The organism is Pseudotabrizicola sp. L79, from assembly GCF_036553525.1.
GTDB lineage: Bacteria > Pseudomonadota > Alphaproteobacteria > Rhodobacterales > Rhodobacteraceae > Pseudotabrizicola.
On the sequence record NZ_JAZHDA010000052.1, the window covers coordinates 189,581 to 214,959 of the forward strand.

Annotated in this window: 26 protein-coding genes; 19 read left to right on the forward strand and 7 right to left on the reverse strand. The window is 64.5% G+C overall.

Features of this window, described 5'->3' with window-relative positions:
- Window positions 1–136: 136 nt before the first annotated feature.
- Genes V3C85_RS14105 through V3C85_RS14120 form a run of 4 tightly spaced genes read left to right on the forward strand, consistent with a single transcriptional unit; the run spans window position 137 to window position 2,365 of the window.
- Window positions 137–613, forward strand: a complete 477-nt coding sequence (locus V3C85_RS14105; RefSeq protein WP_331795797.1) for a GNAT family N-acetyltransferase — start codon at window positions 137–139, stop codon at window positions 611–613.
- A gap of 56 nt (window positions 614–669) precedes the next feature.
- The gene (locus V3C85_RS14110) at window positions 670–1,047 is read left to right on the forward strand and encodes a CidA/LrgA family protein (protein ID WP_331795798.1); all 378 of its coding nucleotides are present in this window, start codon (window positions 670–672) and stop codon (window positions 1,045–1,047) included.
- Window positions 1,040–1,756 (forward strand): LrgB family protein, encoded by a 717-nt coding sequence (locus tag V3C85_RS14115; RefSeq protein WP_331795799.1) that lies wholly within the window; start codon window positions 1,040–1,042, stop codon window positions 1,754–1,756. Before V3C85_RS14110 ends, V3C85_RS14115 begins: the two co-directional genes overlap by 8 nt.
- A 60-nt stretch (window positions 1,757–1,816) precedes the next feature.
- Entirely contained in the window at window positions 1,817–2,365 is a 549-nt protein-coding gene (locus V3C85_RS14120) for an NADPH-dependent FMN reductase (protein WP_331795800.1), read from the forward strand.
- Window positions 2,366–2,369: 4 nt separating this feature from the next.
- On the opposite strand, the gene V3C85_RS14125 is transcribed toward V3C85_RS14120, so the two are convergent.
- Window positions 2,370–3,410 carry an NAD(P)/FAD-dependent oxidoreductase gene (locus V3C85_RS14125; RefSeq protein WP_331795801.1) on the reverse strand — a complete coding sequence of 347 codons (1,041 nt, stop codon included), beginning with the start codon at window positions 3,408–3,410 and terminating at the stop codon, window positions 2,370–2,372.
- Window positions 3,411–3,454: 44 nt separating this feature from the next.
- Here V3C85_RS14125 and mnmD point away from each other — a divergent pair, with 44 nt between their 5' ends.
- On the forward strand, window positions 3,455–4,171 hold the full coding sequence (gene mnmD / locus V3C85_RS14130) for a tRNA (5-methylaminomethyl-2-thiouridine)(34)-methyltransferase MnmD (protein ID WP_331796041.1): 717 nt from the start codon (window positions 3,455–3,457) through the stop codon (window positions 4,169–4,171).
- On the forward strand, window positions 4,161–5,036 hold the full coding sequence (locus V3C85_RS14135; protein ID WP_331795802.1) for a DMT family transporter: 876 nt from the start codon (window positions 4,161–4,163) through the stop codon (window positions 5,034–5,036). Before mnmD ends, V3C85_RS14135 begins: the two co-directional genes overlap by 11 nt.
- Window positions 5,037–5,043: 7 nt before the next feature.
- Here V3C85_RS14135 and V3C85_RS14140 read toward each other — a convergent pair whose 3' ends face one another.
- Window positions 5,044–6,990 (reverse strand): lytic transglycosylase domain-containing protein, encoded by a 1,947-nt coding sequence (locus V3C85_RS14140; RefSeq protein ID WP_331795804.1) that lies wholly within the window; start codon window positions 6,988–6,990, stop codon window positions 5,044–5,046.
- A 171-nt stretch (window positions 6,991–7,161) separates the two neighbouring features.
- Here V3C85_RS14140 and dapA point away from each other — a divergent pair, with 171 nt between their 5' ends.
- Both dapA and V3C85_RS14150 read left to right on the forward strand, forming a co-directional pair.
- Entirely contained in the window at window positions 7,162–8,037 is an 876-nt protein-coding gene (gene dapA / locus V3C85_RS14145; protein ID WP_331795806.1) for a 4-hydroxy-tetrahydrodipicolinate synthase, read from the forward strand.
- Window positions 8,038–8,176: 139 nt separating this feature from the next.
- A complete protein-coding gene (locus V3C85_RS14150; RefSeq protein WP_331795808.1) occupies window positions 8,177–9,046 on the forward strand; it encodes a DMT family transporter in 870 nt (289 codons plus the stop codon).
- On the opposite strand, the gene V3C85_RS14155 is transcribed toward V3C85_RS14150, so the two are convergent.
- Window positions 9,043–9,486: an ion channel gene (locus V3C85_RS14155; protein ID WP_331795809.1), complete on the reverse strand. Its 444-nt coding sequence runs from the start codon at window positions 9,484–9,486 to the stop codon at window positions 9,043–9,045. The genes V3C85_RS14150 and V3C85_RS14155 overlap by 4 nt on opposite strands.
- A 52-nt stretch (window positions 9,487–9,538) precedes the next feature.
- On the opposite strand from V3C85_RS14155, the gene smpB reads away from it, so the two are divergent.
- From smpB to V3C85_RS14170, 3 genes are all read left to right on the forward strand, one after another.
- The gene (gene smpB / locus V3C85_RS14160) at window positions 9,539–10,018 is read left to right on the forward strand and encodes an SsrA-binding protein SmpB (protein ID WP_331795810.1); all 480 of its coding nucleotides are present in this window, start codon (window positions 9,539–9,541) and stop codon (window positions 10,016–10,018) included.
- Window positions 10,019–10,104: 86 nt separating this feature from the next.
- A complete protein-coding gene (sseA, locus tag V3C85_RS14165; protein WP_331795811.1) occupies window positions 10,105–10,977 on the forward strand; it encodes a 3-mercaptopyruvate sulfurtransferase in 873 nt (290 codons plus the stop codon).
- A 5-nt stretch (window positions 10,978–10,982) separates the two neighbouring features.
- Window positions 10,983–12,161: an amino acid aminotransferase gene (locus V3C85_RS14170; RefSeq protein ID WP_331795812.1), complete on the forward strand. Its 1,179-nt coding sequence runs from the start codon at window positions 10,983–10,985 to the stop codon at window positions 12,159–12,161.
- Window positions 12,162–12,262: 101 nt separating this feature from the next.
- On the opposite strand, the gene gshB is transcribed toward V3C85_RS14170, so the two are convergent.
- The 3 genes from gshB to rsmI are packed head-to-tail and all read right to left on the reverse strand — an operon-like array spanning window position 12,263 to window position 14,513.
- The gene (gshB, locus tag V3C85_RS14175) at window positions 12,263–13,207 is read right to left on the reverse strand and encodes a glutathione synthase (protein WP_331795814.1); all 945 of its coding nucleotides are present in this window, start codon (window positions 13,205–13,207) and stop codon (window positions 12,263–12,265) included.
- A 59-nt stretch (window positions 13,208–13,266) separates the two neighbouring features.
- Complete coding sequence (locus V3C85_RS14180) at window positions 13,267–13,620, reverse strand: YraN family protein (protein WP_331795815.1); 354 nt, start codon at window positions 13,618–13,620, stop codon at window positions 13,267–13,269.
- On the reverse strand, window positions 13,617–14,513 hold the full coding sequence (gene rsmI / locus V3C85_RS14185) for a 16S rRNA (cytidine(1402)-2'-O)-methyltransferase (protein WP_331795817.1): 897 nt from the start codon (window positions 14,511–14,513) through the stop codon (window positions 13,617–13,619). The genes V3C85_RS14180 and rsmI overlap by 4 nt, the downstream gene beginning before the upstream one ends.
- An 87-nt stretch (window positions 14,514–14,600) precedes the next feature.
- On the opposite strand from rsmI, the gene V3C85_RS14190 reads away from it, so the two are divergent.
- Genes V3C85_RS14190 through murJ form a run of 3 tightly spaced genes read left to right on the forward strand, consistent with a single transcriptional unit; the run spans window position 14,601 to window position 20,140 of the window.
- Window positions 14,601–15,776 (forward strand): penicillin-binding protein activator, encoded by a 1,176-nt coding sequence (locus tag V3C85_RS14190; protein WP_331795819.1) that lies wholly within the window; start codon window positions 14,601–14,603, stop codon window positions 15,774–15,776.
- 7 nt (window positions 15,777–15,783) lie between these two features.
- Window positions 15,784–18,579, forward strand: a complete 2,796-nt coding sequence (locus V3C85_RS14195) for a [protein-PII] uridylyltransferase (protein ID WP_331795821.1) — start codon at window positions 15,784–15,786, stop codon at window positions 18,577–18,579.
- A 10-nt stretch (window positions 18,580–18,589) separates the two neighbouring features.
- Window positions 18,590–20,140, forward strand: coding sequence for a murein biosynthesis integral membrane protein MurJ (murJ, locus tag V3C85_RS14200; protein WP_331795822.1), 1,551 nt, complete (start codon window positions 18,590–18,592; stop codon window positions 20,138–20,140).
- Between the two features lie 135 nt (window positions 20,141–20,275).
- On the opposite strand, the gene V3C85_RS14205 is transcribed toward murJ, so the two are convergent.
- Window positions 20,276–20,962, reverse strand: coding sequence for a rhomboid family intramembrane serine protease (locus V3C85_RS14205; RefSeq protein ID WP_331795824.1), 687 nt, complete (start codon window positions 20,960–20,962; stop codon window positions 20,276–20,278).
- A 115-nt stretch (window positions 20,963–21,077) separates the two neighbouring features.
- Here V3C85_RS14205 and trpS point away from each other — a divergent pair, with 115 nt between their 5' ends.
- The 5 genes from trpS to V3C85_RS14230 all read left to right on the forward strand — a co-directional run bounded on the left by trpS (window position 21,078) and on the right by V3C85_RS14230 (window position 25,345).
- On the forward strand, window positions 21,078–22,142 hold the full coding sequence (gene trpS, locus V3C85_RS14210) for a tryptophan--tRNA ligase (protein ID WP_331795826.1): 1,065 nt from the start codon (window positions 21,078–21,080) through the stop codon (window positions 22,140–22,142).
- Window positions 22,143–22,148: 6 nt separating this feature from the next.
- Window positions 22,149–23,216 carry a hypothetical protein gene (locus V3C85_RS14215; protein WP_331795827.1) on the forward strand — a complete coding sequence of 356 codons (1,068 nt, stop codon included), beginning with the start codon at window positions 22,149–22,151 and terminating at the stop codon, window positions 23,214–23,216.
- Between the two features lie 248 nt (window positions 23,217–23,464).
- Entirely contained in the window at window positions 23,465–24,328 is an 864-nt protein-coding gene (locus tag V3C85_RS14220) for a branched-chain amino acid aminotransferase (RefSeq protein ID WP_331795828.1), read from the forward strand.
- A gap of 63 nt (window positions 24,329–24,391) precedes the next feature.
- A complete protein-coding gene (locus V3C85_RS14225; protein ID WP_331795830.1) occupies window positions 24,392–24,847 on the forward strand; it encodes a universal stress protein in 456 nt (151 codons plus the stop codon).
- Window positions 24,848–24,964: 117 nt separating this feature from the next.
- Complete coding sequence (locus V3C85_RS14230) at window positions 24,965–25,345, forward strand: diacylglycerol kinase (RefSeq protein ID WP_331795832.1); 381 nt, start codon at window positions 24,965–24,967, stop codon at window positions 25,343–25,345.
- Window positions 25,346–25,379 lie beyond the last annotated feature (34 nt).

Consider the following 25,379-nt stretch of genomic DNA (forward strand, 5'->3'; position numbering starts at 1 on the left):
CCAAGATATTGACGCATCCTGCCTTTGGGCGCGGCCCGGACCAAGGCGCAAGGCCGTAGCGGGCCTATCCTGTGGGGGCTTGTTGCGGGCGGCGGGTGGGTTCAAGATCAGCGGCGGCTTTGCACGGATGGCACAAGTGACCCCAACCCCCAGCCCGATCCCCTATCAAGCGACCGAGCCGTTCGACTGGTCGGTACTGCTGCACCTGATCCAGACGGAATTCGCCTCTATGGAGGGGCGGATCGACCCGCCCTCGTCAATGCTGCGCCTGACCGCCGATGACATCGCCCGTCAGGCCGCCAGCGGCGAGGTCTGGGGGATCGGCCTGCCCCCGGACGCCTGCATGTTTCTGACGCCCAAACCCGATGCGCTGTATATCGGCAAGCTGGCGGTGGCGGCGGCCCACAGGGGCAAGGGGCTTGCGCGGCGGCTGATCGACACGGCGGCGCGCCGGGCGCAGGCCCTGGGGCTGCCGGTGCTGGAATTGCAGGTGCGCGTCGAACTGGTGGAAAATCAGCGCGCCTTTGCGGCCATGGGCTTTACCGAAACCGGACGCACCGCCCATGCGGGCTTTGACCGGCCCACCAGCATCACGATGCGCCGCACAATCTGACGGCGGCCTTTCCTTTTGCGCCCATCTGGTTAGGCTGCGCGAAAAGGACCAGATCCATGCTTCACGCCCTGTTGTTGATCCTGTCATGCCAATTGGCGGGCGAGGCGCTGGCCCGCGCCGCTGGCCTGCCCTTGCCCGGCCCCGTGCTGGGCATGATCGTGCTTTTGGGGCTGATGCTGGCCTCGGCCCGGATCACGGCGCTGGTGCGCCCTGTTGCACAAGGCATTCTGGCCCATTTGTCGCTGCTTTTCGTGCCTGCCGGGGTGGGGGTGGTGGGCCACCTTGCCACCTTGGGCAGCCAGACGCTGGCCATTCTGACCGCCATTCTGGTGTCAACCGTGCTGGCCATTGGCGTGGGCGCGCTGACCTTTGTGGCCGTGGCCCGGCTGACCGATGGCGCTGGTGCGGGCGATGCAGAGGCGCAGAATGACTGATTTTGCCGATATCTGGAGCTATCTGTCCCAAGGCCCGCTGCTGTGGCTGACCGCAACGCTGGCGGCCTATACCTTGGGCGATGCCGCCTTTCGCGCCGCCGGGCGCAAGCCTTGGGTCAATCCGGTGCTTTTGGCCGTGGCGCTGCTGGCCGTTCTGCTGCATCTGACCGCCACCCCCTATGCCACCTATTTTCAGGGCGCGCAGTTCGTGCATTTTCTGCTGGGCCCGGCCACGGTGGCGCTGGCCCTGCCGCTGCTTGATAACCTGTCGCGCCTGCGCAGGGCCGCGCTGCCGGTGCTGGCCGCGCTGCTGACCGCCTCGGTCACGGCGGCGGGGTCGGCCCTGGCCATCGCCGCAGCCTTTGGGGTTGATGGGCAGATCCTGGCCTCACTGGCACCGAAATCAGCCACGGCCCCGGTGGCAATCGGCATTTCCGAAGGGCTTGGCGGCTCGCCCACGCTGACGGCGGTTTTGGTGATCCTGACGGGCATCACCGGGGCCGTTGTGGCCACGCCCTTGCTGAACCTTTTGCGCATCCGCGACTGGCGGGCGCGGGGCTTTGCCGTGGGCGTGACCAGCCATGGCATCGGCACGGCGCGGGCCTTTCAGGTGAACCCCACCGCCGGGGCCTTTGCGGGCCTTGGCATGGCGCTGAACGCCGTTGCCACAGCCATGATCGCGCCGCTGATCCTGTCGCTGTTTCGCTGACCCACCTTGCCACCGGGCCAGTCGCCCTTACCCTTTGGGGGCAATAGTGCAGGAGAGACCATGACCGACCTTACCCTTTTGGGCCTGTGTGGCGCCTTGCGCGCGGGCTCGACCAACCGCAAGCTGATGCACGAAGCCAAGCGCCTGTTCGCCCCTGCCCGCTTTGCCGAAGGGGATCTGCGCCTGCCGCTTTATGATGGCGATCTGGAAGAGGCCGAGGGCATTCCCCCGGCGGTGCAGCAGCTGGCCGATCAGATCAAGGCGGCCGATGCAATCGTGATTTCAACGCCCGAATACAACAAGAACCTGCCCGGCGTTCTGAAAAATGCGCTGGATTGGGTCAGCCGCACCAAGGGCGGGCCTTGGGCTGACAAGCCGGTGGCCATCGTTTCCGCCGCCGCAGGCCGGGCCGGGGGCGAGAGATCGCAGTTTTCGCTGCGCCACTGCCTGACGCCGTTTCGCCCCCGCCTGATCACCGGACCCGAGGTGATGATCGCGGACAGCGCGAATGCCTTTGACGATGCGGGCCAGTTGAAAGACCCACGATCCGTCGCCGTGCTGACCGAATTGATGCAGGTGCTGCGGCACGAGGCCGAACGGCCAGGGTAAGCGCCTAAAGGCAGTCTTCCACGCGAAACCCCTGTGGAATGGTATCGCGCCCTTCCAGCACCAGATCGGCCATCACGGCGGCCACTTTGGGGGCCATGCCAAAGCCGATCTTGAAGCCACCATTGGCAATGAACTGCCCTGCCCGCCCCGGCCATGCGCCCAGCATCGGGGCGCGGCTGCGGGCGCGGGGGCGCACACCAGCCCAGCGCTCGACCACCTCGGCCCCGTGCAGCGCCGGGCAAACCTGCTCGGCCTTGGCCAGCAGTTCCTCCAGTTGCCCGTCCACCGAACGGGCGTCATCCCATTCGTTTTCAGAGGTTGAGCCGATGGCCACGGTGCCATCCTCATGCGGGACGACATGCAGGCCGGGGGCATAGATCTGCGGCTGGTCAGGCACGGCCAGACGCAGCAAAGCCGACTGGCCCTTGACACCCGACCCAACCCGCTTGCCCAAGGCCGCGTTCAGATCGACCAGACCGGCATGGCCCGTGGCCCAGATCACCGCCCCCTCGGGCGCGGCCTCGCCCAGCACCACCTCGCCCCCCCGCGCGCGGATCGCCGCCACCAGCGCCGCCGCCGCCATGCGCGGATGCAGCCGGGCGGTCAGCGTGTCTTCGATCAGAAAACCGGCGGGGCTGACCGGCTCCCATGCCGCACCTTTCAGGGGCACAACGCGCCACAGGGCCTGCCCGCGCCACAGCACGGCGGCCTCATCGGCGCGGGCCTGGGCGCGGGCCACCGCCTCGGCATCGGCCAAAACCTGCCAGCGCCCCAGCCGCGCATAGCCGGGCGAGAGGCCCGAGGCCGCCGCCACCCCCTGCCAAAAGCCCTGCGCCATCAGCAGGCTTTCCAGTTGGAACTGCTTTTTGGGGTTCCAGTTTTCCGGCACATGCGGCGCCAAGGCCCCCACCAGCCCCCCCGAAGACCCTGCACCAATCGCCACAGACTCGATCACCCGCACCCGCGCCCCGCGCCGCAACGCCTCCCATGCGCAGGCAAGGCCAAAGATCCCCGCCCCCATCACTGTCAGATCGACCCTTGCCATTTGCCTGTCCCATGCCCATGAAAGCCGCCAAGGATGTAGTGGAAATGCCGCCAGACGAACAGCCCCCCACCCCGCCCAGCGGGCTTGACTGGAAAGACGGCATCGTTCCGGTGTCTCTCCGGTTTGACGACCCGTATTTTTCGCTGGCCGATGGGCTGGCCGAAACCCGCCATGTGTTTCTGGCCGGCAACGCCCTTCCAGGTCGCCTGCAAGACGGCTTTCACATTGCCGAACTGGGCTTTGGCACCGGGCTGAACATGCTGGCCACACGGCTGGCTTGGGCGGGCACAGGTCGCCCCGGCACGATCCGTTTCACCAGCTTTGAAGCCTTCCCCCTGACCGCGCCCGAGATCGCACGCGCGCTGGACGCCTTTCCCGAGGCGCGGGCCATGGCGGATGATTTCCTGACGCAATGGGCGGCGGGCGCGCGGCAGATCGCCCTTCCGGGCCTGGATCTGACCGTGATCTGCGGCGATGCCCGCAGCACCCTGCCCGAATGGCAGGGGCAGGCCGATGCCTGGTTTCTGGATGGCTTTTCCCCCGCCAAGAACCCCGAGCTTTGGTCGCCTGACCTGATGGCCGCCGTTGGCGCCCATACGGCACCGGGCGGCACCTTTGCCACCTATACCGCCGCAGGCCATGTGCGCCGCGCGCTGGCCGAAGCGGGCTTTGCCGTCGAACGCCTGCCCGGCCATGGCCGCAAGCGCCACATGACACGCGGGCAAAAGACCCACCCCCCGGAACATCCGAATGAGCATTGAGCAAAACACCAGACTGGGCATCGGCCTGATGATCGCCGTCACCGTGGTCTTTGCCACGCAAGACGCCCTGTCGCGCCATCTGGCCAGCAGCTATAATGTCTGGATGGTCGTGATGATCCGCTATTGGTTCTTTGCGGCCTTTGTGATCGCGCTTGCCGCCCGGTCAAAGGGCGGGCTGCGCGCGGCCACACGGTCAGCCCGCCCCAAGGTGCAGATCTTTCGCAGCCTGCTGCTGGCCATGGAAATCTGCGTGATGGTCACCGGGTTTGTCTATATCGGCCTTGTCGAAAGCCATGCAGTCTTTGCCACCTATCCGCTGCTAATTGCCGCCCTGTCCGGCCCGGTGCTGGGCGAAAAGGTGGGCTGGCGGCGTTGGGCTGCCATTGGCATCGGCTTTGTCGGCGTGCTGATCATCCTGCAACCCGGCGTTGGCGTCTTTGACCCCGGCGCTTTGTTCCCACTGGCCGCGGCCACGATGTTTGCGCTCTATGGCCTGCTGACGCGCTATGTCGGGCGCTATGACACGGCATCGGTTTCGTTCTTTTACACGGGCACGATTGGCGCGGTGCTGATGACACTGGTGGGCATCTGGCATTGGCAACCGATGCTTCCCGCCGATTGGGGCTGGATGCTGGCGCTGTGCTGCTGTGCGGCGCTGTCGCACTGGCTGTTGATCCGCGCCTATGAGGTCGCCGAAGCCTCGGCCATTCAACCCTTTGCCTATCTGCAACTGGTCTTTGCCTCGGCCCTTGGCGTGCTGATCTTTGCCGAGGCTTTGCGCATCAACGTGGTGATCGGCGCGGCCATCGTGGTGGCGGCGGGCCTGTTCACCCTGTGGCGCCAACGCATCCGCGAACAGGGCTAAGCATGGCTCAGCCCTTCAACTCGCCCGTCACATTCACCGGCCCCGCCGTGCCGCGCAACTTGGCCCGGTAGATCACGATGCCTTCCACCACGCGCATCACATAGGTGCGGGTTTCGTTGAACGGAATGGATTCGACCCAATCCACCACATCCACATCGGGCTGACGCGGGTCGCCATATTCCGCGATCCAGCGCCGGGGCCGCCCCGGCCCCGCATTATAGCCCGAGGCGACAAGCGCGATCGACGGTCCGAATTCCTCGACCAGCCCTGCCAGATAGTGGCTGCCCAAAATCGCGTTATAGCGTGGGTCGGTCGTCAGGCGCGATGGTTCAAACGGCAAACCGGCTTTGGGCGCGACCAGTTTTGCCGTGCCCGGCAAAAGCTGCATCAGCCCACGCGCATCGGCATGGCTGCGCGCCGCAGGGTCAAATTCGCTTTCGCGCCGCGCAATCGCCAAGGCAAAGGCCCGGCTGACCGCCAGCCCATCGGGCACAAGGTCTGGCACCGGGAAATAGGGGCGGGTCAGAATGACCCCCCGTTCCGCCGCAGCCTTGCCGATCAGCACCGCCACATGCGGCTGGTTCAGCGCCAGCGCCATCTCGCCCATCTGCGCCAGCCCCGTGGCATCCTGGCTTTCGGCCAGATGCAGCCAGAACCGCTTGGCCTGTGTCAGATCACCCGCCTGCAACAGCACCAGCGCCGCCTGATGCACCGAAGACCGTGTCCAGCCCGCTTGCCGCCAATCGGCAGGCCGGGCGTCAGACAGCAGCGCCGGGTCCAGATCGCGCCCCAGCCGTTCCGCTGCCAGCAAACCGTAATAGGCCGTCTGGTGCTGCGCGGCCTTGGCATAGGCGGCATTGGCCGCCTCGACAGCCCCCGCGGCCTGATGCGCGCGGCCCTGCCAATAAAAGGCACGCGCCAGCGAAATCGGCGTCGAAACACCGGCCTCAAGATGCTGAAAATGGGTCAGCGCCTTGGCCGGATCCTTCAACCGCCGCAGCGCGATAAAGCCCGACAGAAATTCCAGATCGGCATAGGCCCCGCCACTGGTCAGGTGATGCTGGGACGCCACGCGATACGCCTCGGCCGGGCGGTCTTGCCGCATCAGCCAGCGCGTCAGAATGGCCCGGCGCGGCGCCCATTCTTCGGGCATGCCCAAGGCACTGGCCGAACTGCTGCGATCAAGGATCAGCGGCAGGGCACCATCGTAAAGATCACGCTTCATGCGCCAGATGAACCGGTCATAGGCCAGCCCGGCATCCCCGGCGCGCGCCGCAGGCACGGCATCAATCAGCGCGTTCACCCCCTTGGCATCGCTCTGCAACGCCAGCCGCGCCCGTGCCAGCGCCTGCCATCCGCCATCCACCCGCGGCAGCATCCGGTTCGCCTCGGCACTGCGGCCTTCCCACAGCAGACGATCCAGCCGCACCTCATGCACAAGCGCCAGACTCTCACCCGCCAGCGCCAGCAGATCGGCTTCATCCTCGGCCGAAAACGGCAGGCTGGCCCAGGCCTTCATCGCCGCATCCTCGGCCTCGGCCACCCGCCCCGCCGCCTGCAAGGCCCGCACCAGGGCCACCGCCCCCGCACCGGTTTCGGGGGCATGGGTGGTGAAATAACCTATCACCCGCTCGGGCGTGCTCGACCGCGCCACCGCGACCTCGCCCTGCTCTTTCAGATAGGGCAGGCCCGGCCAATCGGCGCGACGCTGCAAAAAGGCCTCATAATCGCCCAGCAGCCCCTCACCCGCACGCAGGCGCTGCCATTCGATGACATCGCGCGCTACGCCCGACGGGGCCACGCGCAAGGCGCCATCCCAATCCCGGCCCGCCACCAGTTGCAGCGCGGTTTTCATCGCCTGCACTTCATCAGCCTGCACTGGCGCGACGATGGTCATCGTCAGCGCAAAAGGGGCCATCAGCCCCGCCATCTTTTGCGGTCTTGTTCTGCTCATGCCGCGACTCTGCCAAATGCGCCCATGGCCGACAAGCCACGATCCTGTCATCGCAAACGCCCCCGGCAAGCCCCCGCTTGGCAATTGCCCCTGCGCGCTTTAAGGGAAAGGCCGGTTTGCAACAGGCGACTCAGCCACAGGGCTGATGCCGACGAAGAGGAGACGCGTGCCATGCTCAAGGGGTCCATGCCTGCCCTGGTGACGCCGTTCAAGAACGGCGACGTTGATATGGATGCGCTGAAAAAACTTGTCGACTGGCATATCGCCGAAGGCTCGCATGCCCTGGTGCCCGTTGGCACCACGGGCGAAAGCCCCACGCTGAGCCATGAAGAGCATGAAGCCGTGGTAGAGGCCGTGGTGAAATTCGCCGCAGGCCGGGTGCCGGTGGTGGCGGGTGCGGGTTCGAACTACACGGTCGAAGGCATCCGCCTGATCCGCCACGCCGAAAAGGTGGGGGCCGATGCCGCGCTGGTGGTGACCCCCTATTACAACAAACCCACGCAAGCGGGCCTTTTTGAACATTTCAAGGCGCTGCATGACTGCTGCACCCTGCCCATCGTGATCTACAACATCCCCGGCCGGTCGGTCGTGGATATGTCGCCCGAAACCATGGGCCGGCTGGCGCAACTGCCGCGCATCATTGGCGTCAAGGATGCCACGGGCAAGATCGAACGGGTCAGCATGCAGCGCGCCAGCTGCGGCAAGGATTTCATCCAGCTGTCGGGCGAAGACGCCACGGCGCTTGGCTTTAACGCCCATGGCGGCACCGGCTGCATCTCGGTCACCGCCAATGTCGCCCCGCGCCTGTGCGCCGAATTCCAAGAGGCCACGCTGGCCGGCGATTTCGCCAAGGCGCTGGAGTATCAGGACCGGTTGATGCCGCTGCACGAGGCGATCTTTATCGAACCGGGCCTTGTCGGGGCAAAATACGGCCTGTCGCTGTTGGGCCTGTGCACCGAAGATGTGCGCCTGCCGCTGGTCGGCCTGACCGATGGCACCAAAGACAAGATCAAGGCCGCGATGCGCCACGCAGGCATCCTGAACTGATCCTGTGCCAAATTCCAACATTGCGCCGCTGATCCCACCCGGATTGGCGGCGTTTTCTTTTGCGTTTACAATTGTGCCGCCTTGGCCTTGACCTTTCGTGGGCCGCACCGCCAGATGCGCCAAATCAAGGACCAGACCCATGCCCCTGAATGACAACTTGCGCGGCGCGGCCTTTATGGTGGCCGCCATGGCGGGCTTTGCGGTTGAAGATATGTTCCTGAAAGCCGCGGCCCGGCAAATGCCGCTGGGGCAAGTGATCCTGATCGTGGGCCTGTGCGGTATCGTGACCTTTGGCCTGATGGCCGCCCGGCGCGGCGAGGCCCCGTTGCCCCGCGCCTTTCTACACCCCGCGCTGATCATCCGCTCAGGCTTTGAGGTGGCGGGCCGGCTGTTCTATTCGCTGGCCATCGCGCTGACGCCTTTGTCCACCACCTCGGCCATCTTGCAGGCCACCCCCCTGCTGGTGGTCGCCAGTGCCGCCGTTCTTTTTGGCGAAAAGGTCGGCTGGCGGCGTTGGTCGGCGGTGATGGTGGGCTTTGCCGGTGTGCTGATCATCCTGCGCCCGGGGCTTCAGGGCTTTTCGCTGATGTCGCTTTTGGCAGTGGCCGGGATGATCGGCTTTGCCGGGCGCGATCTGGCCACCCGCGCGGCCCCCAAGGTGCTGTCGAACCGCCAGTTGGGGCTGGCGGGCTTTGCCATGCTGGCACTGGCGGGGGCCACCCTGCTGGCCATCAGCGGTGGGGCCACCCTGCCCGATCTGCGCGGTCTGGGCCTGCTGGCAGGCACCGCCACCTTTGCCATACTGGCCTATCACGCGCTGACCTCGGCGATGCGCACGGGCGAAATCTCTTTCGTCACGCCCTTTCGCTATACCCGCCTGATCTTTGCGCTGATCCTTGCCGTGCTGGTTTTTGGCGAACGCCCTGATCTGCCCACACTGCTGGGCTCGGCGCTGATCGTGGCCTCGGGCATCTACACGCTGGCGCGCAGCAACCGACGCCGCGCCTAGCGTTTCTGCCGCCGCACCTCATGCTGGCCGACGCGCACATGGCGCAACGCCTCGACCATCAGGGCGGTCAGCAGGCCAAAGTTCAAGAACCCGTTGGCCCCCGCCATACCCGACAGGATGCGCCATTCGCGTGGCAACAGCACATCGCCAAACCCAAGCGTGGTATAGGACACCAGCGAGAAATAGACGGCCTCTTCCAGCGTGGGCAGCGCCCCCACCGCCAGAAACACAAAGGCCCACAGCCAGACCCCAGCGGTGATCACCCCCAACACCCAGACCGAAACCCCGATCAGCAGCAACACCAGCTTGGGCCGGTGCGGTTCGCGCATCAACCACGGATTGGCCGCCTGAAACAGCCATTCCAGCACCAAAGCCGAGCTTGCCGCAATCACGATCGACAACAGCAACAGGCCCGAACCGATGACAATCTGAAGGATCATTCCCCACCCCGATCTGGACTTGGCGCCAAGTCTCGCCTATCTGGAGGCGATCATGGCCACAAAATCTGACCCAAATTCCAAACTGATCGCCGAAAACCGCCGGGCGCGGTTCGACTATCATATCGAATCCGATCTTGAGGCTGGCATCATCCTTCAAGGCTCAGAGGTCAAGTCCTTGCGCCAGGGCGGGGCCAATATCGGAGAAAGCTATGCCTCGGTCGAAGGCGGGGAATTGTGGCTGATCAACGGCTATATCGCCCCGTATGGTCAGGCCAAAACCTGGGGCCACGAAGAACGCCGACGCCGCAAGCTGTTGGTGTCAAAGAAAGAATTGTCACGCCTGTGGAACGCCACGGCCCGCGAAGGCATGACCATCGTGCCGATTACGATGTATTTCAATGATCGCGGCATGGTAAAGATCAAGCTGGGCGTCGCCAAGGGCAAGAAACTGGCCGACAAACGCGAAACCAGCGCCAAGCGCGACTGGGACCGCGAAAAGAGCCGCCTGCTGAAACACAGCTTCCGCGACTAAGCATCGGGCCGGGCCCTGATTGCGGCCTTGCCCTGCAATTTCAGGCGATATATCCCCGCACAGACCCGCGCAGAGGAGAATGGCCCATGACAAACCTCGTCGCACCGTCCCCCCCGGACGATCCGAAAACGCTTGTGTCGACAGACTGGCTTGCCGCCCATCTGAAAGACCCCGATCTGCGGGTTGTCGATGCCAGCTGGTATCTGCCCGATGCCGGCCGCAATGCGCGCGCCGAATATGACGCCGCCCATATCCCCGGCGCACGCTTCTTTGACATCGACGACATCAGCGACCAGCGGTCAAACCTGCCGCACATGGCCCCGCCCACCGAAAAATTCATGAGCCGCCTGCGCGCCATGGGCATTGGCGACGGCCATCAGGTGGTGGTTTACGATGGTGCGGGCCTGTTTTCGGCAGCCCGTGTCTGGTGGCTGTTCCGCCTGATGGGCAAGATGGATGTGGCCGTGCTGGACGGTGGCCTGCCCAAATGGCGGGCCGAAGGGCGCGAGACCGAGGATATGCCGCCCATCGTCAAAGACCGGCATATGACGGTCAGCCGCCAGAACCATCTGGTCAAGGACGTAACCCAAGTAGCGCACGCCGCCAAACTGGCACAGGCCGAAATCCTTGATGCCCGCGCGGCCCCGCGTTTTCGGGGCGATGTGCCCGAACCCCGGCCCGGCCTGCGCTCGGGTCATATTCCGGGGTCAAAGAACATTCCCTTTGCCACGCTGTTGGACGCCGACGGCACGATGAAACCCGCCGATCAGTTGATGCAGGTCTTTGCCGCAGCAGCGGTCGATCTGTCGAAACCGGCGATCACCTCTTGCGGCTCAGGTGTCACGGCCGCGATCATCAGCCTTGCCCTTGAACGGGTCGGGCACCGCAACCACGGGCTCTATGACGGTTCTTGGGCCGAATGGGGCATGTACGAAGACCTTGCCGTCGCCAAAGGATAAGCCAGATGCTCGAAGCCCTGAATCCCCAGCCGCAGGACAAGATCCTGCAACTGATCGCCCTGTATCGCGACGATCCGCGCGATGGAAAGATCGACCTTGGCGTCGGCGTCTATAAGGATGCCACCGGCCTGACCCCCGTCATGCGCGCCGTCAAGGCGGCCGAGAAAAAGCTGTGGGACACGGAAAAGACCAAGACCTACACGGGCCTGGCGGGCGAGCCTGCCTATAACGCCGCCATGGTCGGGATGATCTTGGGCGAAGGCTGGGCCGACCGTGCCGCCTCGGTTGCCACACCGGGGGGCACCGGCGCCATCCGTCAGGCGCTGGAACTGATCAAACTGGCCACCCCGAATGCCACCGTCTGGATTTCCGCGCCAACCTGGCCAAACCATCCGTCCATCATCAAATACCTCGGCATGAAAATGGCCGAATACCGCTATTTCGACGCTGAAACCCGCGGTGTCGATTTTGCAGGCGTGATGGAAGATCTGGCCAAGGTGGCCAAGGGGGATGTGGTTCTGCTGCACGGCTGCTGCCACAACCCGACCGGCGCCAACCTGAACACCGACCAATGGCAACAGGTGGTCACCCTCTTGGCCGCCAAGGGGGCGGTGCCGATGGTCGATCTGGCCTATCAGGGCTTTGGCGACGGGCTGGAAGAAGACGCCGCCGCCACCCGGCTGGTCGCCAACGGCTTCCCCGAGGTGCTGATCGCCGCCTCATGCTCCAAGAACTTCGGCATCTACCGTGAACGGACAGGTATCCTGATCGCGCTGACCTCGGTAGACCGCAAGGCAGTGGTGCAAGGCAACCTGAACTTCCTGAACCGCCAGAACTACAGCTTCCCCCCCGATCACGGCGCCCGGCTTGTGACGATGATCCTGGAGGATGCGGCCCTGACCGCCGACTGGAAGGCCGAACTGGAGGAGGTGCGGCAGAACATGCTGGGCCTGCGCACCCAGCTGGCCGCAGAATTGCGCAAGGCCACCAATTCCGACCGCTTCGATTTCGTGGCCGATCACCGCGGCATGTTCAGCCGCCTTGGCCTGACCGAGGATCAGGTGATCCGCCTGCGCGAAGAACATGCGATCTACATGGTGGGTGATTCGCGGATCAACATCGCCGGGCTGAACGCCCAAACCGTGCCGGTGCTGGCCGCCGCCATCGCCAAGGTCGCCGGCTGATCTGGGGCCGCCGGACCGTTCCACGGTCCGGTCAAATTTTTTCCAAAAAATTTGGCCCGCGCGTCGCCGTGCGGGCCGTCTTCATCCGAAGCACGGGGATCTTACAGACCCCGCTTTGCCTCGATCACCTGCCAGATCTTCTCAGCCGCATTGGTGCCGTCAAACCGCTCCAACTCTTGCAGACCCGTGGGCGAAGTCACGTTGATTTCGGTCAGCCAGTCACCGATGACGTCAATGCCGACGAAAACCTGCCCCTTCTCTTTCAGAACCGGACCAATGCGGCGGCAGATCTCCAGATCGCGCTCGGTCAGGCCAATCTTTTCGGGCCGCCCCCCCACATGCATGTTTGACCGGGTTTCGCCCGCTTGTGGCACGCGGTTGATCGCGCCAACCGGCGCGCCATCAACCAGAATCACCCGCTTGTCCCCTTGGGCGACGGCAGGCAAAAACTTCTGCACGATCATCGGCTCCCGGCTCATCCCGGTGAACAACTCATAAAGCGACGACAGGTTGCGATCATTCTGATCCAACCGGAACACGCCAGCCCCGCCATTCCCATACAGCGGCTTCAGAATGATATCGCCATGGCGCGCCTTGAACGCCCGAATCGTCGCCAGATCCCGCGCAATCGCCGTAGGCGGCGTCAAATCGGCAAACCGCAGGACCAGCAGCTTTTCAGGGCTGTTGCGCACCCAGAACGGGTCATTCACCACCAGGGTCTTGGGGTGGATCATCTCCAACAGATGCGTTGTCGTGATATAGCCCATGTCAAACGGCGGATCCTGCCGCAGCCAGACCACGTCGAATTCGGCCAGATCAGCCTCTGTTTCGGTGCCAAGGGTGACATGGTTGCCAATCTCGCGCCGCAGCTCGATCGGCCAGCCCCGCGCCATCACCCGCCCTTCGACAAAGGCCAGCCGATCAGGCGTGTAAAAGAACAGGCTATGACCGCGCGCCTGCGCCTCCAGCGCAATGCGGAACGTGCTGTCCGCCTCTATGTTGACCGACCCGATCGGGTCCATCTGCAAAGCAACCTTCAAAGGCATCTGTCACCCTCCTGAAACGGCCCCAAGCATTGGCCTATTCGCAGGAAAGATGCAAACAATCAGGCGGCGAAAGCGTTTTCCATGATCTCGATCCGCCCCATCGCATCCACCAACGCCAGATCAAAGCGACACTCCGTGTTCTGCCCCGCAGGCTCCCCCCCCAGAAACTCACTGGCCGAGGCACAGATGCGGGCCATCTGGCGGGCAGACAGGCTTTCTGCCGCGCGGGCATGGCTGCGGCTTTGCTTGACCTCGATGAAAATCACCTGCGCCCCGTCGCGGGCAATCAGATCAATCTCGCCAGACCGGCCCCGCCAGCGCCGCGCGCACACATCTGCGCCCAGATGGGCATAGCGTGCCGCCACCTGATCTTCCGCGACGCGCCCCGCGTGATAGGATCTCTGACCACTCATCTTGACCCCTTCCCCAGTGCCATCTGATAGACCTGCCGCCGGGGCAGGCCATAGGCTTCGGCAACGGCCGCAGCGGCATCTTTCATCGACATCGTTGCCATCGCCATCTCCAACGCAGCCTCAACCGTTTCCGCGGCCGCCTCTTGTGCCGGGGCCCTGTCGATCACCAAGACGATTTCGCCCTTCACATCCCGATCCGCGAATTCGGCGGCCAGATCTTCCAGTCGCCCACGACAGACTTCTTCAAATCGTTTGGTCAGTTCGCGGCACAGCGCCGCTTCCCTCTCTTTTCCAAAGCATGACACCATTTCCGCTAATGTTTCCCTAACGCGTTTTGGCGAGTCATACAGGATCAGGGTCGCCGAGCTGTTGGCCAGGTCTTGCAGAAAGCTTCGCCGCGCCCCTGCGGCACTGGGGACGAATCCGGCAAACAGGAACCGGTCTGATGGCAGGCCAGAGACTGTCAGGGCGCACAGCACCGCCGAAGGGCCGGGCGCTGCTGTCAACGGCAATCCGGCGGCGATCACCGCCCGGGCCAGGCCGAAACCGGGGTCTGACACCAGCGGCGTCCCGGCTTCCGAGGCATAGACCACCGACTTGCCCTCCTCCAGCGCGCGCAGCAGGCGTGGCAGGGCCTGTCCCTCGTTATGTTCATGATAGGCAATCAAGGGGCGACCGCCCAAGGACAGGCCGTGTATTTCCATCAGATGCCGCAGGCTGCGGGTATCTTCGGCGGCCAGCACATCGGCCCCCGCCAGCAGGTCCAGCGCCCGCAGGGTGATGTCGCGCGCCGCCCCGATGGGGGTCGAGACGAAATGCAGCCCCGGCGCGATGGTGCGCGCCTCTGACTGCGTATAGGAAACCGGTCCGGGCGATAGGGTGCCAGAGCTCATGGATGATACGCCTCGCAAGTTTACTTCCCCCCGCGTTGCCCGTAAGTTCGGCCAAGTGTGACCAAGGCCGTTGGGAAGGGAGTTTCCATGTTGTCGCTTTTAAACCGTGCCCGCAAGTCGATGGGCCGAGTAGCCATTGTCGTGACCACCATGGCCCTTGCTGCCTGCCAACCCACCACCGCCACCCGTGGCGGCCCGGCAGTGGACCCGTCGGCCCCGATTCCCGTCGCGCTTCTGGTGCCGTCAGGCTCGGGTCAGGCCAGCGATGAATTGCTGGCCCGGTCGTTGCAGAACGCGGCCCGTCTGGCGATTTCCGACCTTGGTTCGATCAAGATCGACCTGCGCGTTTACAACACCGCAGGGCAGCCCGGCCAGGCGCAGGCCATGGCCACCAAGGCGATTGATGACGGCGCCAAGATCATTCTTGGCCCGGTCTTTGCGCAAGAGGCGAATGCCGCCGGTGTGGCGGCAGCCTCGCGCGGTGTGAATGTGCTGGCGTTTTCCAACAACCCAGACATCGCCGGCGGCAATGTCTTCATCCTTGGCCCCACCTTTCAGAACACCGCCGTCCGGCTGGCCAGCTTTGCCGTGCGTCAGGGCAAGTCGCGGATCATGATCGTGCATGATCAGAATCAGGCAGGCCAGATCGGCCGCGCCGCGATCGAACAGGGCGTGGCCCGGGCCGGGGGCTCGGTCGTGGCCGTCGGATCTTATGCCTTTTCGCAAAACGGCGTGGTGCAGGCCGCCCCGCAAATCGCCGCCGCGGCGCGGGCCAACAATGCCCAGGCCCTGTTCATGACAGCCGACACCGCGGGTGCGTTGCCCTTGATCAGCCAGTTGCTGGCGGACAACGGCATGGGCCCTGCCGCCACCCAGTTCATCGGCCTCACCCGCTGGGATATCCCCTCGGCCACGCTGGCCCTTCCGGGTGTGCAGGGCGGTTGGTTCGCCCTGCCCGATCCCAACCTCTACCAGCAATATCAAAGCCGCTATCAAACCGCCTTTGGCGAGGCCCCGCATCCGATTTCCGGCCTTGCCTATGATGGCATCGCCGCGATTGGGGCTTTGGTCAAACAGGGCAAGGCCAACGCGCTGACCGGGGCGGCGCTGACCACGGGCGCAGGCTTTGTCGGCGTGAATGGCATCTTCCGTCTGCGCAGCGACGGGCTGAACGACCGCGGCCTCGCCGTGGCGCAAATCCGGAACAATCAGGTTGTCATCATCGATCCGGCGCCCCGCAGCTTTGGCGGCGCGGGGTTCTGATCCAGCCATGAGGGGCACCGCCACCGTTCTTGCACCGCTGTCGGACCCGACCGAAACGATCCTGCCCGCCGCATCCATCATCGACGCGGGCAGGATCTTGCAGGCCATCAGCAGCGAAATCGCCACCACCGACTCTGGCCCCGAGGCCGCCAAAGACATCCGCACCATTGCCGTGCGCCACATGGCGCAGGCGCGCAGCAGCGCCAATGCCGCCCTGGCCGAGGCCTTTTCCCGCGCCCCCCTGGCTGCCCGCGCCCTTGTCAGCGCGCAATCCTTCCTGACCGATGGCCTTGTGACCGTGGCGCTTGACGTCGCCACCCAACACCTGCACCCGCTGCCCAACCCCACCGAATCCGAACGCATCGCCGTTCTGGCCGTTGGCGGCTATGGCCGCGCCGAAATGGCCCCGGCCTCTGATGTCGATCTGCTGTTCCTGACCCCGTGGAAAACCACCCCCTGGGCCGAAAGCGTCGTCGAATCGATGCTGTATATGCTGTGGGATCTGAAACTGAAGGTCGGCCATTCCACCCGCACGGTCAAAGACTGCCTGCGTCTGGGCCGCGAAGACATCACCATCCGCACCGCCCTGCTGGAACACCGCTTTGTCACCGGACATGAACCGCTGGCCACCGAACTGGGCGACAAACTGTGGGCCGAGCTGTTCAAGAACACCGGCCCCCAATTCATCGAGGCCAAGCTGGCCGAGCGGGCCGAGCGGCACAAACGCCAAGGCGGCCAGCGCTATGTGCTGGAACCCAACGTCAAAGAGGGCAAGGGCGGTCTGCGCGACCTGCAAACCCTGTATTGGATCGGCAAATATCTGCACCGCGTCGGGGCCGCCCGCGAATTGGTGCAGGTCGGCCTGTTCCGGCCCGAAGAATATGAAACCTTCCGCCGCGCCGAAGATTTCCTCTGGGCCGTGCGCTGCCACCTGCATTACATCACCGGCCGTCCGATCGACCAGCTGACCTTTGACCTGCAAGTCGAGGTCGCCGCCCGCATGGGCTATATCGATGCCGGCGGCCGCCGGGGCGTGGAAATCTTCATGCAGGATTATTTCCGCCATGCCACCCGCGTCGGCGAACTGACCCGCATCTTCCTGACCGAGCTTGAAGCCCGCCACGCCAAGCCCGAGGCCAATCTGTTGGGCTTTTTCAAACGCCGCAAGCGGGTGAAACCGGGCTATACCGTTGTTCAGGGCCGCATCGACATCAGCGATGCCAACAGCTTTTTGCAAGACAAGCTGAACCTGCTGCGCATCTTTGAAGAGGGCCTGCGCACCGGCTATCTCTTGCATCCCAATGTGATGCGCCTGATCGCGGCCAATCTTGACCTGATCGATGATGACATGCGCACCAACCCCGAAGCCGTGCGCATCTTCCTTGATCTGTTGCTCAAACACGGCAACCCCGAACGCGCCCTGCGGCGGATGAACGAATTGGGCGTGCTGGGGGCCTTCATCCCCGAATTCGAAGCCATCGTGGCGATGATGCAATTCAACGTCTATCATCACTACACCGTCGATGAACACATCATCCAATGCGTCTCGATTCTGGCCCAGATCGAACGCGGCGAACTGGTCGAAGAACTGCCCGTCGCCAGCGGCATCCTGAAAGAAGGCGTGAACCGCAAGGTGCTCTATCTGGCCACCCTGTTGCATGACATCGGCAAGGGCCGCCCCGAAGATCACTCGATCCTTGGCGCCCAGATGACCCGCCGCATCGCCCCCCGCCTTGGCCTGACAGCCGAGGAATGTGATACCGCCGAATGGCTGGTGCGCTATCACCTCTTGATGTCCGACATGGCGCAAAAGCGCGATATCGGCGACCCGCGCACCGTGCGCGACTTTGCCAAGGCGGTGAAAACCAAGAAACGGCTTGATCTCTTGACCGTGCTGACCGTCTGCGACATCCGCGGCGTCGGCCCCGGCACCTGGAACAACTGGAAAGCCATGCTCTTGCGCAGGCTTTACGCCCTGACCGCCGAGGCGCTGGAAAACGGGCTGGAAAACGTCAACCGCGACAAGCGCGAGAATGAATCAAAGCGCGAACTGCGCGAAACTCTGTCCGACTGGCCCGCCGCCGATCTGCGCGCCGAACTGGCCCGGCACTACCCCCCCTATTGGCAGGGCCTGACCACCGAAACCCAAGCCGTCTTCGCCCGCCTTCTGCGCGGCCTTGGTGCCGATGAAATCCGCATCGACCTGCACCCCGAACCCGATCGCGACGCCACCCGCGCCGCCTTTGCGCTGGCCGATCACCCCGGCATCTTCTCGCGTCTTGCGGGGGCCTTGGCCCTTGTCGGCGCCAATGTCGTCGATGCCCGCACCTATACGTCCAAGGATGGCTATGCCACCGCCGTCTTCTGGGTGCAGGATGCCGATGGCCACCCCTATGACGAGGCCCGCCTGCCCCGCCTGCGCGCCATGATCGACAAGACGCTCAGGGGCGAAGTCGTCGCGCGTGAGGCGCTGAAAGACCGCGACAAGGTCAAGAAACGCGAACGCGAATTCCGCTTTCCCACTCATATCACCTTCGACAACGAAGGGTCCGACATCTACACGATCATCGAGGTCGATACCCGCGACCGCCCCGGCCTGCTCTATGATCTGACCCGCACCCTTGCGGCCAACAACATCTATATTGCCAGTGCCGTGATCGCCACCTATGGCGCACAGGTCGTCGATACCTTCTATGTCAAGGATATGTTCGGCCTGAAACTTCACGCCAAACCGAAACAAGAGGCGCTGGAAAAGAAACTGCGCCAAGCCGTCACCGAAGGCGCCGCGCGCGCCGCAACATGACCCATCCCCGATGACCAGTTCCAAAGGCCTGATCCGCAACGTCCTTACCCTCGGCGGCTGGACGCTCGTCTCGCGCGGCGCAGGCTTTGCCCGCGATGTGCTGATGGCCAATTACCTTGGCGCAGGCGCCGCCGCCGATGCGCTGCTGGTGGCGCAATCGCTGCCCAACATGTTCCGCCGCTTCTTTGCCGAAGGCGCCTTCAACACCGCCTTCGTCCCGCTCTATTCCAAAAAGCTCGAAGCCGGCGAAGACGCGGGCCAGTTCGCGCAAGACGCCTTCAATGTGATGGCATGGTTTCTGGTGCTGTTTTCGGTGGTCGGCACCCTTGCCATGCCCGCGCTGGTCTATGCCATGGCCTCGGGCTTTGCGGGGGATGCGCGCTTTGATCTGGCCGTGGCCTATGGTCAGGTCGGCTTTTCCTACATCCTCTTCGTCAGCCTGGTGGCGCTGATCTCGGGCGTTCTGGTCACCCGCGGCCGCTTTACCGAGGCCGGCTTCGTCCCCGTCCTGATGAACCTCGCCTTCATCGCCGCCATGCTGCTGGCGGGCCGCTTTGGCTGGGATATGGGCATGACACTGGCCTGGACCCTGCCGCTGACCGGGGTTCTGCAATTCGCCTATACCTGGTTTTCCGCTCGCCGCCTCGGGCAAACCTTCCGCCTCGGCCTGCCACGCTGGACACCCGATCTCAAACGCCTGTTTATCATCGCAGGCCCCGCCCTGCTGGCGGGCGGCGTGGTGCAGATCAACCTGATCGTCGGCCGACAGGTCGCCTCACAAACCGAAGGCGCCGTCGCCTGGCTCGCCTATGCCGACCGGCTTTACCAACTGCCCCTCGGCGTCGTCGGCATCGCCATCGGCACCGCCCTGCTGCCCGCCCTCTCCCGCGCCCTGCGCGCAGGCGACGCGCAAGATGGCCAGGATGCCTTCAACCGCGGCACCGAATTCGCCCTTGCCCTCACCATCCCCGCCGCCGTGGCCCTCGTGGTCATCGCCCTCCCGCTGTGCGAGGTGCTCTACCAACGCGGCGCCTTTGGCCCGGACGACACCGCCAATACCGCACTGGCTCTGGCCGCCTATGGCCTCGGCCTGCCCGCCTTCGTGCTGCAAAAGGTGCTGCAACCGCTGTTCTACGCCCGCGAAGACACCCGCCGCCCCTTCCACTATGCGCTGACCTCGATGGTGGTGAATGCCGCGCTGGCCATCGGCCTGATGCCGCTGATCGGCTTCACCGCCGCCGCCATCGCCACCACCGCCTCGGGCTGGATCATGGCCGCCCAACTCTGGCGCGGCAGCCGCGCCATGGGCCCCGAAGCGGCCTTCGACAGCCGCATGAAAACCCGCCTCTGGCGCATCGTTCTGGCGGCGCTGGTCATGGGCGTCGTCCTGTGGCTCGGCATGATCCTCCTCGGCCCCCTGCTCGGCGCCCCGCGCCTGCGGGTGGCGGGCCTTGCCCTCCTCATCAGCGCCGGGATCATCGCCTATTTCGGCTTCGGCACCGCCATCGGCGCCTTCAAACTGGCCGATCTGAAATCCGCCCTGCGCCGCAAGAAACCCTGACGCGCCCAACACAGCGGGCCCAAACCCCTGACCTGCGGCCGCCCCTTCATCTTGGCCAAAATACTCCGGGGGTCAGCGGGGTTCGCAGAAACCCGCGACAGGGGGCAGCGCCCCCTGCCTTTCCCCGCCCCGATCTCAGCGCTGGCGCAATTTCTGCACCACCCGGCCCCAGCCCCCGGGGCTGACCAGAAACGACAGCACAAAGCCGGTCACAAACCCCGCCACATCGGCCACCCATTCCCAGCCGCCGCCAAACAGCAGGCCAAACACCAGCTGAATGCCCAGCAAAAAGCCGATCATCGTAAAGGCGCGGTATTTGTTCGCCCCCACCGCCGCCAGATTGACCCACAGCAAAAAGGTGAACCCGCCGATCATGCCATAGACCGCCGGATAGCCCCCGATCAGGGGCTGGCTAACGCCTGGCAAGACCAGCGTATACACCAGCGCCGCCACAGCGGCCGAGCCAAAGAACACCGCCAGCACCGCCCACCAGCGAAACACCTCGCCCACCATCTTGCCCAAGGCCAGCAAGATCACGACCACGAACACCGTATGCATCACCGACAGATGCACCAGCGGATAGGTCAGCAGCCGCAGCATCCCTTCGGCCGAATAATCGCCCACTTCCATCAGATAGCGCATGTAATCGGGCGAAAAGGCAAAGCGCTCCACCGCCTGAATGCGCCAGCCAATCCCCTCTGGCCCGCCCACCAAACCCGCCGCGGCCAGCGACACCACCGCCTCCATCGCGATGATCGGCAAGGCAATCGCCCAGACCACCCACGGCAAGGGGTTCAAGGGCGGCGCGTTATGATCCTGCATCTGTGCTTCTTTCTGCTCATGCGTGGCGGGGCGCATCGCGCAGGCCTGGCCGCAATTGACGCCCCCTGCCCCTTGGATTACGCCACAGAGACAGAAATTTCCAGTGGAGCACATCATGACCGAGCCGGTCCAAACGCCTCAGTCGCCCATCACATCGCCTTTCAAGCCGCGCATCTTCTCGGGCATCCAACCCTCGGGCGGGCTGACCCTTGGCAATTACCTTGGGGCGCTCAAGCGGTTTGTCGAAAAGCAGGACGAAGGCATCGAGACGATCTACTGCCTCGTCGACATGCATGCGATCACCGTCTGGCAAGATCCGGCCAAGCTGCGCCAGCAAACCCGCGAAGGGGCCGCCGCCTTCATCGCCGCCGGCATCGACCCCGCGCGGTCGATCCTGTTCAACCAAAGCCAGGTCTCGGCCCATGCCGAACTGGCCTGGATCTTCAACTGCGTCGCCCGCATGGGCTGGATGAGTCGGATGACCCAGTGGAAAGACAAGACCGCCGGCAAGAATGCCGAGGCCGCAAGCCTTGGCCTCTTTGCCTATCCCGCGCTGATGGCCGCCGATATTCTGGCCTATCACGCCACCATGGTGCCCGTGGGCGATGATCAGAAACAGCATCTGGAACTGACACGCGACATCGCGATCAAGTTCAACAATGATTACGGCGTGAATTTCTTCCCCGTGGTCGAACCCATCATCGAAGGCGCCGCCACCCGCGTCATGAGCCTGCGCGACGGCAGCAAGAAGATGTCGAAATCCGATCCCTCCGATCAGTCGCGCATCAACCTGACCGATGATGCCGATGCCATCGCTGCGAAAATCCGCAAGGCCAAGACCGATCCCGAACCCCTGCCCGACACGCTTGACGGGCTGAAAGACCGGCCCGAGGCCCGCAATCTGGTGAACATCTATGCCGCGCTTGCGGGCCTGACCACGGCGCAGGTCATTGCCGAACATGCGGGGGCGCAATTTGGCAGCTTCAAGCCAAAGCTGGCGGAACTGGCCGTGGCGAAACTGGCCCCGATCACGACCGAGATGAACCGCCTGATGCAAGACCCGGCCGAAATCGACCGCATCCTTGGTCAGGGTGCCGACCGGGCCGAGGCGATTGCCCGCCCGATCGTCGATCAGGTCTATGACATCACCGGCATGGTCCGCTCGCGCCGCGCGGTCTAGGCGGGCATGGTCCTGCGCCTCACCCGCGCCCTGCTGACGCTGGCCCTGCTGGCGTCAGGCTTTGTCACTCTGCACGCGGGCCTTGCCATCTGGGCCGACCCCACCCTGCGCCCCCTGCGCGAGGCGACGCTTGCCGAAATCACCGCCAGTATCGACCGCCAACTGGCGGCCGAGGCCACCGCCGAGCGGTTGGCCGCGCAGATCGGGGTGCGGCTGTCGGAACAGCCCCGCAACTGGCTGGCGCTGGATGCGCTGACAGACCTGGCCGCACAGCGCGGCCTGACCCTGCCCCCCGATCTGACCCAACGCCTGACCACCGCCCGCGACGCCGATTTCAGCCCCCTGCACCTGGCCCAGAATTGCGCCGCCTGCGTGATCGACATCACCCAATGCAGCCTGACCACCGCCATGGTCTGCAAGGCCCCGATCCTGCTGACCCCGATCGAAGACATCCGCGGCATCGCGCAGGCCGGGGTTGATTATGCCAGCGGCACCCAGATCGACCAGATCGACCTGGGCCTGTCGATCATCGGCCTCTCGGCCACCGCCCTTGCCATCACGTCGGGCGGCACGTCGCTGACCGTCAAGGCCGGGGCCGCCACCGCCAAACTGGCCCGCGGCCTGCGCCTATTGTCCCCGCGCCTGACCGCCACCGCCAGCACCGCCCTGCGCAACGGCCTGGACTGGGCCGCCCTGCCCGCCGCCCGGTCAGCCGATGATCTGACGGCCCTGCTGCGCGCCGATGCGCTGGCCCCGTTGACGGCCACCCTGACCGACCTTGGCCGCATATCCGACACCATCGGCCCCAGCGCCACCCTGCATCTTTTGCCGCTGGTCGATGATGCCGCCGATGCCGCCCGCCTGTCGCGCGTCACCACCGCACTTGGCCCGCGCAGCCTTGCCGCGGCCGAGCTTTTGGGCAAATCGCGGCTGTTTCGCGCCACCCTGCGCGCCACCAACCTTGCCACCGAACTGCTGGCCGGCCTTGCCGCCTTTGGCGCCAGCCTTGCCTCTGCCCTTGCCTCGGCCCTGTCGCATCGCGGCCTGCGGGCCAGCCGCCGCCTGCTGGCCTGATCGCCGCCCCCCTCAGCCTTTCCCCCGTCACGAAACCGTTTCATCCCCCCGCCAGACTGGGCGCAGACGAATCGGGCGGGGTCTGTCCCCAACTGTTGCCCTTCCCGGCAACCCGCCCCATGCCCCCGGCCCGTTGTCCCCACGGCGCCGGGGGCCTTTTTGTCGCCCCCCTTGCCCTCTGCCGCCCCGACTGGTCTAGTCGCGCGAACTCCGACCCAGACCAACTGATCCAGACAAATGAGGCCCCCATGTCCTTTGGCACCAACATCCGCACCTGGTTTGACGGCAAATGGCACGATGGCGACATTCCCGTGATGCGCGCCGCCGATCATGGCCTGTGGCAGGGCTCGTCGGTCTTTGATGGCGCGCGCTATGCCCATGGGCTGGTCCCCGATCTTGCCCTGCATTGCGACCGGGTCAACCGCAGCGCCGAGGCGCTGATGATCACCCCCACGATGCAGGCGGGCGAGATCGAAGAGATCACGCGCGAAGGCCTGCGCGCCTATGGCCCCGATCAGGCCGTCTATATCCGCCCGATGTATTGGGCCATTGATGGCGGCGATCTGGGGGTAAACCCGAAACCCGGTTCGACCGGCTTTGCCATCTGCCTTGAACAGGTCGCCATGCCCCCGGCCGACTTTCAGACCACCGTCACCCGCACCCGCTTTCGTCGCCCGGTGCTGGAAGACAACGTCTGCAACGCCAAGGCAGGCTGTCTCTACCCCAACAACGCCCGCATGCTGGTCGAGGCACGGCAAAAAGGCTTTGGCAATGCGCTGGCCGCCGATGCCATGGGCAATCTGGCCGAAAGCGCCACGGCCAATGTGTTTCTGGTGAAAGATGGCGTCGTCTTTACCCCGATTCCGAACGGCACCTTTCTGGCCGGCATCACCCGCGCCCGCCACATCGCCAATCTGCGCGCCGATGGGGTGCAGGTGATCGAAACCGTCCTGACCTTTGACGATGTCCATGCCGCAGACGAGGTGTTTCTGTCTGGCAACTTTGCCAAGGTCACATCGGTTCGCGCCTTTGACGACACCGAATACAAGACCCGGCAGATGACAGAACGTGCCCGCAGGCTCTATTGGGATTGGGCGGCGTCGCAGGGCTAGGGCGGCCAAGGCTGGACAAGCCCGCACCACCCGCCCAATATGCCCCCGCAACGGAGACGTGACATGCGGAAATTTCTAGTCGTGCTGGATGACAGCCGCGAATGCTTGAACGCGATGCGCTTTGCCGCCCTGCGCGCGGCCCATACCGGGGCCGGGGTCACCATCTTGTCGGTCATCCCGCCAGAGGAGTTTCAAGACTGGATGGGCGTGGCCGATCTGATGCGGGCCGAGGCGCGCGAACGGATCGAGGCGCATTTCGAGGTCTTTGCCAAATGGATGCGCGACAAGCAGGGGGTGAACCCCGATCTGGTGATCCGCGAAGGTGATCCGGTGACCGAGATACTGGCACTGGTCAACGAAGACACCCGGATTGGCGTTCTGGTGCTGGGTGCGGGCACTGATAAATCGGGCCCCGGCCCGCTGGTCACCCAGATGTCGAAAAACTCGGGCAGCCTGCCCGTGCCGCTGACCATCGTGCCGGGTGACATGTCGAAAGAGCGTCTGGAAAGCATCACCTGACGGCCCCAAGGGCGTGGTGACGGCTGTATATACAGATGCACCACGCAAAAACCACGGATATCCCACGCTTAAACCACGCCACCCCAAGGGGCTGGCCCCAGCCCCGACAGGCCCCCCATGGCTTCGCTTTCCCCCAAGACAAAACCGCCGCGCAAAACCGGCATCGCCCATTTCTTCGCCGCCGCGCAGTATTCCTTCATGGGGTTTCAGCGCCTGCTGCGGGAATCCGCCTTTCGTCAGGAACTGCTCGCCCTTGCCGCCGGACTGGCCCTTTTGGCGGCCCTGAACGTGGGCCTGCCCAAGATCATCGGCTTTGCCATCTTGATGCTGGTGCTGATCGCCGTCGAATCGCTTAACACCGCGATTGAGGTTCTTGTGGATCACCTGTCGCCAGACTGGTCAGAATTTGCCAAACAAGCCAAGGACTTGGGGTCTTTTGCCGTATCGTGCCTGATCACGGCAAACGGGCTTTATCTGCTTTGGGCGCTGTTTCTCTAGCGTTTAGAACCGCTCTAAACTTGACTTGCCGGGG